Annotated in this window: 10 protein-coding genes and 2 pseudogenes; 8 read left to right on the forward strand and 4 right to left on the reverse strand. The window is 37.2% G+C overall.

Annotation, left to right across the window (positions count from 1 at the left end; all coding sequences use genetic code 11):
• Positions 1 to 225: 225 nt before the first annotated feature.
• The 3 genes from AC1DDX_RS14590 to AC1DDX_RS14600 all read right to left on the reverse strand — a co-directional run bounded on the left by AC1DDX_RS14590 (position 226) and on the right by AC1DDX_RS14600 (position 3,348).
• Entirely contained in the window at positions 226 to 759 is a 534-nt protein-coding gene (locus AC1DDX_RS14590) for an RNA polymerase sigma-70 factor (protein ID WP_172659632.1), read from the reverse strand.
• A 117-nt stretch (positions 760 to 876) separates the two neighbouring features.
• Complete coding sequence (locus AC1DDX_RS14595; protein WP_172659631.1) at positions 877 to 1,779, reverse strand: glycoside hydrolase family 25 protein; 903 nt, start codon at positions 1,777 to 1,779, stop codon at positions 877 to 879.
• A 195-nt stretch (positions 1,780 to 1,974) separates the two neighbouring features.
• A complete protein-coding gene (locus tag AC1DDX_RS14600; protein WP_288884360.1) occupies positions 1,975 to 3,348 on the reverse strand; it encodes a dipeptidase in 1,374 nt (457 codons plus the stop codon).
• A gap of 385 nt (positions 3,349 to 3,733) precedes the next feature.
• On the opposite strand from AC1DDX_RS14600, the gene AC1DDX_RS14605 reads away from it, so the two are divergent.
• The 8 genes and pseudogenes from AC1DDX_RS14605 to murA all read left to right on the forward strand — a co-directional run.
• Complete coding sequence (locus tag AC1DDX_RS14605; protein ID WP_288884361.1) at positions 3,734 to 4,249, forward strand: PH domain-containing protein; 516 nt, start codon at positions 3,734 to 3,736, stop codon at positions 4,247 to 4,249.
• Positions 4,250 to 4,251: 2 nt separating this feature from the next.
• Complete coding sequence (locus tag AC1DDX_RS14610; RefSeq protein ID WP_288884362.1) at positions 4,252 to 5,784, forward strand: PH domain-containing protein; 1,533 nt, start codon at positions 4,252 to 4,254, stop codon at positions 5,782 to 5,784.
• A 400-nt stretch (positions 5,785 to 6,184) separates the two neighbouring features.
• Positions 6,185 to 6,816 (forward strand): annotated as a pseudogene (locus AC1DDX_RS14615) (DUF6266 family protein).
• Positions 6,817 to 7,031: 215 nt separating this feature from the next.
• Positions 7,032 to 7,610, forward strand: a complete 579-nt coding sequence (locus AC1DDX_RS14620) for an ATPase (protein ID WP_288883975.1) — start codon at positions 7,032 to 7,034, stop codon at positions 7,608 to 7,610.
• Positions 7,600 to 7,788, forward strand: a complete 189-nt coding sequence (locus AC1DDX_RS14625) for a hypothetical protein (protein WP_288883974.1) — start codon at positions 7,600 to 7,602, stop codon at positions 7,786 to 7,788. Before AC1DDX_RS14620 ends, AC1DDX_RS14625 begins: the two co-directional genes overlap by 11 nt.
• Before the next feature lie 120 nt (positions 7,789 to 7,908).
• Entirely contained in the window at positions 7,909 to 10,233 is a 2,325-nt protein-coding gene (locus tag AC1DDX_RS14630; protein ID WP_337716492.1) for an ATP-dependent helicase, read from the forward strand.
• A 133-nt stretch (positions 10,234 to 10,366) separates the two neighbouring features.
• Positions 10,367 to 10,969: a DUF4290 domain-containing protein gene (locus tag AC1DDX_RS14635; RefSeq protein ID WP_477622201.1), complete on the forward strand. Its 603-nt coding sequence runs from the start codon at positions 10,367 to 10,369 to the stop codon at positions 10,967 to 10,969.
• Positions 10,905 to 12,167: pseudogene (gene murA / locus AC1DDX_RS14640) on the forward strand (UDP-N-acetylglucosamine 1-carboxyvinyltransferase); the annotation flags it as partial. The gene AC1DDX_RS14635 and the pseudogene murA, both read left to right, overlap by 65 nt.
• 77 nt (positions 12,168 to 12,244) lie before the next feature.
• Here the strand turns inward: murA and AC1DDX_RS14645 are convergent.
• A partial coding sequence (locus AC1DDX_RS14645; protein ID WP_477622202.1) for a pyridoxal-phosphate dependent enzyme occupies positions 12,245 to 13,500 on the reverse strand: 1,256 nt, incomplete at its 5' end.

The raw sequence follows: 13,500 nt of genomic DNA on the forward strand, positions 1-13,500 counted from the left end.
TTCTTCTGGTGTTGAAGACTTAGATATGCTTTTGGCCATTAATTCAATAAACCTGGATTTTATCATATATATAAATAGTGTCTAAGGTAAAGACACGCGAGGGTATCGATATTCCTAAAAGAAATAAAAATATTTTTGAAATTCTTGTAAATGGCTTTTACCATCCTTAAGCCATCATCTCCACGCAAGTCTTTATCTCAACCTAAACCGTGCGCAATCTCAATCCTACTTACTATGAATTGCCGAATCGAGCTTTTTAAGTGCAATGGATAGCTGTGCAAATACAGTCTTATCAGAAAGCCCAAGAATACTCGCTACTTCTTTACAAGACAAATCATCTTCCTTTACCATTTTAAAGATCAGTTTGCATCGGGCAGGTAAGTCGTTAATAGCCTTCAGCATATTATCTGACAACTCTTTACTGATCAGAATCTGGGATGGATCAACCGACAAATGAAAATAATACGCTTCAGTTACCTTTATTTCATTATTCTTTTTAGAGGTAATGCTACGCAAATGATTTAAGCATGCATTCTTTATCGATGTATAAAGGTAGACCTGCATATTGTTGATGCGCAAGTTTTCCTTACGCTCAATCCAKAGCCTTACCAACACATCATTTACAATTTCTTCTGCAATCTCACGCTCTCCCACAAATGATTGTGCGAACCGGAAAAACTTATTTGCATATCCCTCGTAAAGCTCATTAAATGCAGATTCGTCCTCATTTTCCCGAATGCGAATGACCAGCTCCTGCATACCCCCAATATTTAAAAATAATTTTTAGTAATATTAGAAATAATGATTCATTATATATTTATAACTGTAGTTATTTTTCTTTTAAATAACTTAAGCTAACCATTAACAGAAAGGATTTTATTTAATCAACATTTGTGAAAAGGTTGTACTATCACCTTTAAAAACATTAAAATCTACTGCGTGATTAATACCTGAGATTCTTGCCTTATCAGAGTGTTGCCAAAAGAACCATTTGGTAGCTTCATTAACTTTAAGCTTTGGTTGATGATAATGGGCAATCCACAAAGGATAATTATCAAAGTATCCTTTCAAATAGTCATTATAGAACGACAGCCCGGTATAAATAATCGGTTTTACCTGCTCTCTTTTCTCTATATAAGAAACAAACTCTTTCAGTTGCGCTCGCATATTTGCAGGCGAAGTACCATTTAATTGTTCTATATCTACAACAGGAGGAAGATCCCCAGCCTCGAATTTTACAGTTTGAAGGAAGAACTTAGCTTGCCAGCTCCCCGATTTCTGAGGTCTGAAAAAATGATATGCTCCACACACAATACCTACTTTGGCAGCCTCCCGCCAGTTTCGTTGGAAATAAGGATCAACACTAAGCATCCCCTCTGTTGCCTTTATAAATGCAAAATGCACGCGCACATCATCTTCTTCCATCGCCTTAACCCTTTTCCAATCTATCTTACCCTGATAATAGGAAACATCTATACCATGTATATTGTAATCCTTTGGTATCCGGATATTAAAGCTGCGATAGGTACGATATGCAGGATCCTCACCCAAATCCTTTAGCCATCTCCATGTTGAAGTAAATCCCTTAATAATGTATGCGTAATAAAAAGGAGATAAAAGAACCAGCAACACCGCAACAAGCATGAACTTAACTTGCAATGACCAGGGCTTTTTCTTTGTTTGCTTTTTTCGGGGAACGGCCTTTTTACGTGGTACGGTAGTTTTTCGCGGAATAGAAGTCTTTTGCGAAACGGGTGTTTTTCTTTGTGCTGGCGGCATGATGCGACAAAAATACAAAAGTATTTAAAGGCTCAACATTAAATTATCTCTAATATAATAACATGATGAGTTCTATGTTATGCTCAAATAAAAACACCAATGTTCCTGATCGACATGCGGATTTTATTTCTAAATCCGAGGAGAGAAGGAATATTGGTGTTTTTATTAAATAACCAAACCGAAGTAAAAAGCCAGTTACCCTTTGCTCAATTCCGCAAAATATTTATGAAACAAAGGCAACGTCTCAATTCCTTTGTAGTAATTATAAATATCATACTTTTCATTTGGCGAGTGCAGCGCATCGCTATCCAAACCAAAGCCAAAAAGCACAGATTTGATACCTAAAGCACTTTCAAACAAAGCGACAATAGGAATACTACCACCACCACGTGTAGGAATAGGTTTTTTACCAAAAGAATCAACAATGGCTTGCTCTGCAGCGCGGTATGCTATACTATCCGTAGGTGTTACTACCGGCTCACCACCATGATGTGCAGTAACTTTTACTTTAACGTAGTCTGGCGCAATACTCTCAAAATGCTTGGTAAAGATCTCTGCAATTTCATCTGAACTTTGGTGAGGCACCAAACGCATAGAAATTTTAGCATTCGCTTTTGAAGGAAGTACAGTTTTAGCACCCTCTCCTATATAACCACCCCAAATTCCATTCACTTCTAAAGTAGGCCTGGTTCCGGTGCGTTCAAGTGTCGAATAGCCTTTCTCACCCCATTCAGCAGCAATTTCAAGATCCTCTTTATACTCTTTCAAATCAAATGGCGCCGCATTTAAAGCAGTTTTCTCTGCATCCGTAAGTTCAATTACTTTATCATAAAAAGCAGGTATAGTGATGTGATTGTTTTCATCATGTAAGGAAGCAATCATTTTACATAATATGGTAATTGGGTTTGCTACCGCACCACCATATACACCAGAGTGCAAATCGCGGTTCGGACCAACAACTTCAACTTCCATATAAGCTAAACCACGCAAGCCTGTTTCAATTGAAGGATTCTCCATACTGATCATTGAAGTATCAGAAATCAATACCACATCAGCTTTCAAACGCTCTTTATTCGCATTTACAAAGATGCCAAGATTTGCAGAACCTACTTCTTCCTCACCCTCAATCATAAATTTCACATTACATGCCAGCGTGTTGGTTTTCATCATCAACTCAAAAGCCTTTACATGCATGTAAAACTGGCCTTTATCATCGCAGGCACCACGGGCATAAATCTTTCCATCGCGCACGGTAGGCTCAAAGGGAGGCGTTTTCCATAATTCCAATGGATCTGCAGGTTGCACATCATAATGACCGTAAATTAATACTGTAGGAAGACTTTCGTCAACAATTTTCTCTCCGTAAACAATTGGATAGCCAGCAGTTTCACAGATCTCTACTTTATCGGCACCTGCGTCTTTAAGTTTTTGGGCAACATAATCAGCAGTTTTCAGCACATCTCCCTTATATTTTGGGTCGGCACTAACCGATGGGAAGCGTAACAATTCAAACAACTCATCTAAAAAGCGTTGCTTATTTTCTTCAACATATTTTTTGATTTCTTGCATAACAAATTAGTTTTTACGAATTTATTTTAAGTTAGTTTAAAGGCACCTTTATGTTAGGATTTTTTACAATTTTCTACAGAAAAAAGTCCTTAGTTAGTGGTAGCAAAACTAATTAAATTATACCAGTTGGTAGTATTTGCAGACGCTAATTTATACTTGGTTGAAATACTTTTTTAGAATGATATTAAAAAGAAAAGGGATAAACATTTCTGCTTACCCCCTTAAATTAACGCTCTCACGATAAAGGTAACTATCCTGTTACACATTCGCAACTATTATTTCAAATTTATTTAGTTTAAAATACTTGATTGTTTTACATGATAGCTATTGTTCACAAGAAAAATAATTCCCTAACTTCGTTCAGTACATCATCAAAAAAGCAGGAATGACGGAATTCACTAATGAAACCATAGATACAGATTCATTACCCAAATATGAAGAAGTACATCTAAACCCACTAAACAGCAAGTACTGGAATGTAATGCTCATCAATATCTTTATATTCTTATTAGTCTTAGCTGCTGGTTTGGTTACACTACTAATACTTAATGCCAATGCAAGAGCCTACTTATATACATTAATTGGCATTTATATCGTGTTCGCAGTCCTGTTATTCATTTTATACAAAGCCAGCTTTAAAAAACGCGGATTTGCTGTTCGAGAAAAGGACATTTTATACACCAGCGGAATTATCGCCTTATCAACCACTATAGTTCCTTTTTCCAGAATACAACATATTGCTTTAGACGAAGGCTTATTTTCAAGAATATACGGCTTAGGCGAATTAAGAATTTTTACTGCCGGAGGCAGTTCGGGTAGCTTACATATTCCCGGAATTGAAATCGACAATGCAAAAAGCATTAAAGAATTGCTCATGAAGCAAATAAATGAGGCTGATTAAAGATGTCTGAAGAACCTAATATAACATACGATTTTTCAGCGCCCCGAAAACAATCAGCATCAGGCATTATTATCATGTTTGCCAATAGTTTTCAAAAGGTAGTTAGAGCTTTGGCACTTCCTCTTATCCTGATTATAGTTAAGTCAAAAGATTCGGGCAACCTGGCATTGATACTCATTGCGTTTTTATGCTTGTTAACAATAGTTCTGGCACTATTTGCTTATTTCAGCTACCAAAAGTTCACTTTTTTTCTGGATGAGAAGCGGCAAGAATTCATTATCAATAGTGGCATTTTCAGCAAAACCTCCCTCACTATTCAACTCAATAAAATACAGCAGGTAAATATAAATCAGAACCTGTTACAGCAGGTTGTTGGGGTCTATAGCCTGGAAATTGATACCGCCGGAAGCGAAAAGAAAGAAGCAAGCATTAAAGCTATAGATCATGCTACAGCGACTATTCTTAAGCAAAAGCTATTGAGTCGTGACCTTTCAGAAAGCGAAACCGTTAATACTCAAGCAGACAATCAGGTTGTAGAGTCAGCTCCTCCTCTCCTTAAACTAAGCACCAATACCCTACTTAAAATAGGCATAACCACTAACTATGGAGCCAGTTTGTTATTATTAACAGGTTTTATTTTTGGAGCTTTCCAATTATTTAAAGACTATACAGATGCGCTGGAAATAGAAAGGGAACAATTTACTAAGATGCTCAGCAAAGGTATCACTCTTTTCTCTTTGTGTTTTGTGGTGGCATTTGCTTTAATTATGATCCTGGCAACAAACATCGTCAGAACATTTGTAAAGTATTTCAACTTTAAAATCATTAAGCAAAAAGGAGCACTCGCAGTCAGTTCCGGCTTATTTACGCGCAAAAATGTATTGCTAACTCCTAATAAAGTTCAATTAAGTGCATACAGTCAGAATTATTTCCAGAAAAAATTCGATCTGCTGAACATGAAAATTAAGCAGGCTTCATTTGATTCTGCTGATAAGGAAGACAGTAAAAAATCGGATATAGAAATACCCGGTTGCAGCGAAACAGAGCGTAATGAAGTTTTAAAGATGATTCTCAGCAGGGCACCAACAAAAGGTGCAGAACTAAAACCAAACTACCGTTTCATCTTTCTGCAAACCATGATCTGGATTGTATTTCCAATATCAGTATTTGCATTGTTAAGCAGCTATGCCCTCCCCCTTCTAAGAAACTATTTATTTATGGCTTTACCTTATATAATAGTGGTTGGCACAATGCTGTATTTCGAATTTAAGCGCCACAGATTATATGTTGATGAGCATTTCATCATTAAAAAAAGTGGCATATGGGACGTAGAACACGAGATCATTGAGCCACATAAAATCCAGGCAATAACTGCCAAACAATATTTTTGGCATAAAGGTGCAGATGTGGGGCATTTAATCATCCATACTGCAGCCGGTGTAATACACTTCAAATATGGGAACTACAGCTACATTAAAAGTTTGGTAAACTATTGGACGTATAAGATTGAGGTTTCCAAAAAAGATTGGATGTAATTAACCACAACACATTGGTAAATGCTTAAATTTTACTCGTTTTAGTAAAAAAATAATAAAAATTTTTCTTTGTTTCCAGCCAACTGACTGCATTTTTGAGCCTTTTTAGCAGGGGGGTCCGGGACCCCCTGGGACTGCCATAATATTTTTTTTATGTTTTACTTTGAATCTGAAATGATTTGGATTGTTATAAGCGTTGTACTGACGCCTGATTTGGTCTGGTTCAACTAGCTTAAATAAACGACTTTCAGACGACTATTTAACGACTTTAAAACGACTCTGAACGACCTTTATCATTTAAAACGCTTTTTAGAGTGATATAAAAATCGATAGAAAAACGGAGATGTATTAAAGTACAATAAGATAATTAAATAAATGTTTCACTATTAAAATTAAAACAATGGCAAAAATTAAGAAAGGAATCTTAGACGCAGTATCTGGTAAGATAGGCCCAGTAATCGGAGGAATATGGAAAGGCATTCCCTATTTACGTCAGGTTCCAAAGAAAAAAAACAAGAAATCAAATACGCCTGCTCAAATAGAAAGCAGGCAAAAACTAAGGTTCATGAATGAACTGCTGGTACCTTTCCATCCCTATGTGTCAATAGGTTTTATGCATCACCAGAGCAAAGAACAGAGATTAGTGCAGCTTTTTCTGAAAATTATCATAAAGTTGTTGTAGGCACACACCCCAATTACACAGTAGTTTACCATGAATTTGTGATCAGTAAAGGCAATTTACCTATGATTGAAGAAGTAGCTATGGAACTGCAAGCTCCTAATGTTTTAAAACTGAGCTGGTTAGACAATGGGATTAAAAATACATCTTTTGATGATCAGGTTATGCTGGTGATTTATTGTCCTGAACTACATGTAACAGATGGTTTTTCTGGTGGCATAAAACGTCGTGATAAGCAGTGTACTTTTAAATTTAATCCAAAAATGGCCGGCAAAAGGCTTGAAGTTTATGTAAGCATCAGCTCATTAAACAGGAAAAAAATAGGAAACAGCCGATACCTGGGAAGTATTTAGCATATTTTCAAGGCGGTTGTCTTAAAGCAGTCGACTTAAAGCAGTCGTTTTAAGGCGGTCGCTCTAAGGCGATCGTCATCTCGACGATAGGAGAGATCTCTTGACAACGAAGTAGCTGCGTAGCAAGTAGCATAAGCAAGAGATCTCTCCTATCGTCGAGATGACGAAGCAACAAAACATACCTCAACTCTTCAATATTTGGTAACTTCGTAGTCATGTCTAATCTATATATTATAGCAGGATGTAATGGTGCAGGTAAAACCACTGCTAGTTACACTATATTACCAGAAATACTGAACTGCAAAGAGTTCGTTAATGCTGATAACATAGCAGCAGGAATTTCACCCTTTAATCCGGAAGGTGTTGCTTTTGAAGCAGGTAGAATAATGTTAAGCCGAATCCAGGAATTAATGAATGAAGGTGCTGATTTTGCGTTTGAAACCACATTATCAACAAGAAGTTACGTTACAATGGTTAAGAAAGCACAAGAAAAGGGCTATGAAGTAAGTTTGCTTTATTTTTGGTTAAGCTCCCCTCAGATGGCAATACAACGGGTAGCAAAACGCGTAAGTAATGGAGGACATGATATACCCGAAGATGTAATTAAACGAAGATATTACCGGGGAATTAAAAACCTATTAAAATTGTATATGCCAATTTGTAATAATTGGTTTGTAATTGACAATATGGATTTAGCTTCCGAAATTATTGCTCAAGGTTCAAGTAAATTGGGAGCAGAAATAAAAAATAACGATATTTGGCAAACCATTATAACTCAAAGCAATGATAATTAAGGATAATAAGACAGATCTTAATGAATTAGCCGCCAACATAATTAATGGTGTTAACAAGGCGCTTCGTAAACTTGCTGAATCTTCAGCGGCCAACAACGAAAACTTGATAGTTGGCGATAAAGATGGAAATGTTAAATCTGTTCCCGCCAAGGAGCTGTTGAAAACACTGTCTAAGTAAAATTCGAATTGGAAACAGTACCAGATACTTTTTGAAACAACTCCTAAAAAATGTAGCTTTGTAACCTAAAAAGATTATATCTTAAGTATTATACCCTAAAAGCAGAAACAGGAACGGATTTTGGATTATTTAGCAGGTTTAAACCCCCAACAACGCGCAGCAGTAGAAAACACACAAGGCCCGGCAATGATAGTTGCAGGTGCTGGTTCCGGTAAAACACGTGTAATTACATATAGAGTAGCCCACCTGATTCAAAAGGGTGTGGATCCTTTTAATATCCTTGTACTTACCTTTACCAATAAGGCGTCTAAAGACATGCGCGATAGGATTATGAAAGTAGTTGGCCCAGAAGCAAAAAACATCTGGATGGGTACTTTTCACTCCGTATTTTCCAAGATATTAAGGGTTGAAGCTGAAAAAATCGGGTATCCATCTAACTTTACAATATACGATACGGACGACAGTAAAAGTCTGATCAGATCTATATTAAAAGAGATGCAGCTTGACGATAAATTGTATAATGCCAACTTTGTTTACAATAGAATCTCATCTGCTAAAAACAACCTGGTTTCTTATTCAGAGTATCTTCAAAGCGCTGAAATTCAGGCTGAAGATGTTAGCAATAAACGCCCTTTAATGGGTTCTATTTATGAAACATATACCAAACGGTGTTTTAAAGCCGGAGCAATGGATTTTGATGATTTACTTTTCAAAACCAATGTTTTGCTTAAGAACCATCCGGATGTATTAAATAAATACCAGCAGAAATTTAAATACCTGATGGTTGATGAGTACCAGGATACTAACTTTTCGCAATACACAATTGTAAAAAAACTGGCTGCTGCATACCAAAATATATGTGTTGTAGGTGATGATGCCCAAAGTATCTATGCCTTTAGGGGTGCAAACATTCAGAATATATTAAACTTTGAACGTGATTATCCTGAGTTGCAGGTATATAAATTAGAGCAGAACTATCGCTCTACACAAAACATTGTTGAAGTTGCCAACAGTATCATCGCAAATAACAAAAACCAGCTGGAGAAGAATGTATTTTCTGACAATGAGGCCGGCGATAGAATTAAAGTTCAGCGCGCATTTACAGATAACGAAGAAGGTAAACTGGTTGCCGAAGCTATTGTTCAGGATCGCAGTTCAAAAGGACTTAAATTTAACGATTTTGCCATTCTATATAGAACAAATGCCCAATCAAGGGCTATGGAGGAGGCTTTAAGGAAACTCAATGTTCCTTATAAAATATACGGAGGTCTCTCCTTCTATCAACGTAAAGAGATAAAGGATTTAATTGCCTATTTCCGTTTAACCTTTAATCCCAGTGATGAAGAGGCTATAAAAAGAGTAATCAATTACCCTCGTCGCGGACTTGGTGATACTACGGTTGAGAAGATCATAGTTGCCGCCGATAAGCATGACATCACCATGTGGCAGGTAATATGCAGTCCGCAACAGTATATAGAAGGAAGAATAGCAAACCAATTAAATGATTTTGCCATGCTGATACAAAGCTTTGCTGCAGAATCTAAAAAATTGGATGCTTACGAAACCGCACTCTATATTGCACAGCACTCCGGCATATTAAAAGAATTACATACTGACGATAGTATTGAAGGACGCAGCAGATACGAAAACATTCAGGAGTTACTAAATGGTATCAAAGAATTTGCTGAGCGTGAGGATATTGAAGACAGAAGTCTCGCTATTTTTATGCAGGATATCGCATTGTTAACCAATGATGATAGACAGGATGAAAAAGATAAAGAGACTGTTTCGTTAATGACTATACACTCTGCAAAAGGATTGGAGTTTAAAAACGTATTTGTAGTAGGATTAGAAGAAAACCTGTTCCCTTCGCAAATGAGTTTAAACTCACGTACCGACCTGGAGGAAGAACGACGATTATTTTATGTTGCCATAACAAGGGCAGAGAAAAAGCTGACTTTAACATATGCTACTTCCAGATATCGCTGGGGAACGTTAACCAATTGCGAACCAAGTAGGTTCATAAATGAAATTAATGCCCGCTATTTAGAAATTGAGGTGGTAAAACCAGCTAAAAGCAGTTTAGGACAAGACAGTTTTGATGGCGAACGCAGAAGCTGGACACAACAAAGGGATAGCTTTAGCAAACCAAAACCTGCAATGTCTAGCTCTGGTTCGGGTACAGCTACAGGAACCAGCTCCCCTGCTCCTCGTCCAAAAACTACTTCATTGCTTCCAAAGGCACACGTACCTACTCCTGGTTTCGCTCCTGATGCCGCCAATCTATTCCAAAATGGCATGGATGTAGAGCATGAAAAGTTCGGTTTCGGTAAAATAGTTGCCTTAGAAGGTACATTACCTGATGTAAAAGCTACTGTATTTTTTCAGGGACTAGGTAATAAGCAGTTATTATTAAAATTTGCTAAATTGCGAATTGTTAAATAAGATATATATTTGCTAAATCTGTATTAACTTAGACAGAGAATCGTAAGGCTTATAAATAATCTACAAAGAGAATTATATAAAAATTGAAATTTAGCCGTTATTCCTGAACAGCTACTTCATAGAAATAAATTAAATGAATTTCGACTATAATACCACTAGAAACGAATTAATTCTGGCCGAATATGGCCGTAATGTACAAAACATGGTTAAGTACATTATTGAATTACCCGATCGTGAAGAACGCAATAAATATGCACAGGCAGTAATCGACTTAATGGGATTCTTAAATCCTCATTTGCGCGATGTTGCCGATTTTAAACATAAACTTTGGGACCATTTACACATCATATCCGGTTATCAGATAGATGTGGATAGTCCTTATCCTAAGCCTACTCCTGAAGCAGCCTTAATAAAACCTGACCATATTGGATATCCTCAGCAAAAAATCAAATACAAGCATTACGGCAAAACAGTTGAAGTAATGATTGAAAAAGCTAAAGCTGTTGATGAACCAGAACGCAGAGCTGCAATGGTACAAGGCATAGCAAACTTCATGAAAATGGCTTATGTTACGTGGAATAAAGATAGCGTAGCTGATGAAACAATCTTCAAAAATTTACGTGAACTATCTGGTGGTCAGCTTGAACTGGATGACAATGTTAATCTAAACAAAGTTGAATTTATTACAGATCATTGCTGCTGTTTTATTAACAGATCAGAAAATTACCATCAGTAATATTCCAGATATCAAAGATGTAAACAAGCTTATTGAATTGCTGGGCGATATGGGGGTAACCGTAGAGCGCTTATCTAAAGACACTTACACCTTTGAAGCTAAAAACATTGACCTTAAATTCTTCTTATCTGATGCCTTTAAAGCTAAAGGCGGTGGTTTAAGGGGTTCAATCATGATAGTCGGTCCACTTTTAGGTCGTTTTGGTACCGCTGCAATTCCTAAGCCGGGAGGCGATAAAATAGGCAGAAGAAGATTAGATACTCACTTTTTAGGCTTTGAAAAATTAGGGGCTAAGTTTGTGTACGACTCTAAAAAAGAGTTTTTTAATGTAGATGCTACAAATCTTAAAGGCGCATATATATTATTAGATGAGGCTTCTGTAACAGGAACGGCCAATATTGTTATGGCGGCTGTACTTGCCAAAGGTACTACTACCATATATAATGCAGCATGTGAACCTTACCTGCAACAGCTTTGTAAAATGCTGAACCGCATGGGTGCCAAAATCACCGGAGTTGGTTCCAACCTGCTTACTATTGAAGGAGTTGAAAAACTAGGCGGCACTGAACACAGAATGCTTCCTGATATGATTGAAATTGGTTCATTCATAGGTTTAGCCGCAATGACCGAGTCTGAAATCACCATTAAAAATGTATGCTATTCAGAACTTGGTGTAATTCCTGATGTATTCAGAAAGCTGGGTATCAAATTTGAATTGCGAGGTGACGACATCTATATTCCTTCTCAAAAACATTATGTAATTGAGTCATTTATAGATGGTTCAATGCTTACTATTGCCGATTCTCCATGGCCGGGCTTTACTCCGGATCTTTTAAGCATTGTGTTGGTTATTGCTACACAAGCAAGAGGAAACGTGCTTATTCACCAGAAAATGTTCGAAAGCAGATTGTTTTTTGTTGATAAATTGATTGATATGGGTGCGCAGATCATTCTTTGCGACCCGCATAGAGCAGCAGTTAACGGCATTGACAAGAAATATAAACTTAGGGGTATCAGCATGACTTCTCCTGATATACGTGCCGGGGTTTCTTTATTAATTGCGGCCCTATCTGCCGAAGGAAAATCTACAATCTTTAATATTGAGCAGATCGAGCGTGGTTATCAAGACATTGACATTCGTTTACGTGCATTAGGTGCACAAATTAAGCGCATTGAGGCTTCTGCTCCATCACATTAAAAACATTATGACGATAAATAAAAAAGCCCCAATTGGGGCTTTTTTACTGTATAGTGGTTTTTGTCTCGGTTGCTTATTTAAGCAGAAATAGCATTAATAATATCGTACTGCGTGATAATTTCGATCTTACCTCCCTCAGTCTCAACCAGTACCGCACTGTTTTCTATGTTTATTAACGCAGAAATTCTGTCAATTGATGTGTTGAGGTCAACAAAAGGAAACCCGGATGACATAATCTCCTGAACCTTAGCCGATTTAAGTGAAGGATTTTCCATTAAAGCCTTTAAAATATCTCCTTCGGCCAGCTTACCAACAACCATTTCTTTTTGGGTAACCGGAATCTGCGAGATATTTAGCATATGCATAGTATTAATTGCTTCAAGAATAGTCTTTTCACAATCAATAGTTACAATTTCTGTTTTGTCTTTTTTATCGATAATAGTAGCAGCAGTAAGCTTTTCGTCTTTTAAAAAGCCACGCTCCCTTAACCAATCCTCGTTATACATTTTACCCATATATCTGCTGCCATGGTCATGAAATATGATCACCACAACATCCTCAGGCTTCAGTTTATCTTTTAATTGCAGCAGTCCGGCAACGGCAGAACCTGCTGAATTACCAACAAAAATCCCCTCTTTGCGTGCTATATCACGGGTCATCAAAGCCGCATCTTTATCTGTTACCTTTTCAAAAAGGTCAATGATATCAAAATCTACGTTTTTAGGAAGAAAGTCTTCTCCAATACCCTCAGTTATGTAAGGATAGACCTCATTTTTATCAAATATCCCGGTCTCTTTATATTTCTTAAAAACCGATCCGTAAGTATCAATTCCCCAAACCTTAATATTAGGGTTCTGTTCTTTAAGGTATTTACCAGTACCAGAAATTGTGCCTCCTGTACCAACACCAACTACAAGATGAGTTATCTTTCCTTCAGTTTGTGCCCATATTTCGGGACCAGTTTGCTCATAATGGGCCTGCGAGTTAGATAAATTATCATACTGATTGGGCTTCCATGAGTTTGGAACCTCACGCTCTAAACGCGTAGATACTGAATAATAAGACCTTGGATCTTCAGGTTCAACGTTAGTTGGACATACGATTACCTCAGCACCAAACGCACGCAAAGCATCTACCTTTTCTTTTGATTGCTTGTCGGTAGTAGTAAAAATACACTTGTAACCTTTTATAATGGCCGCCATAGCTAATCCCATACCGGTATTTCCGGATGTTCCCTCTATGATGGTGCCACCAGGTTTCAGTTTACCACTTTTTTCAGCGTCTTCTATCATCTTAACCGCCATACGATCTTTTATTGAGTTACCAGGGTTGG

The sequence above is a fragment of the Pedobacter sp. 10L46_2 genome, from assembly GCF_056395165.1.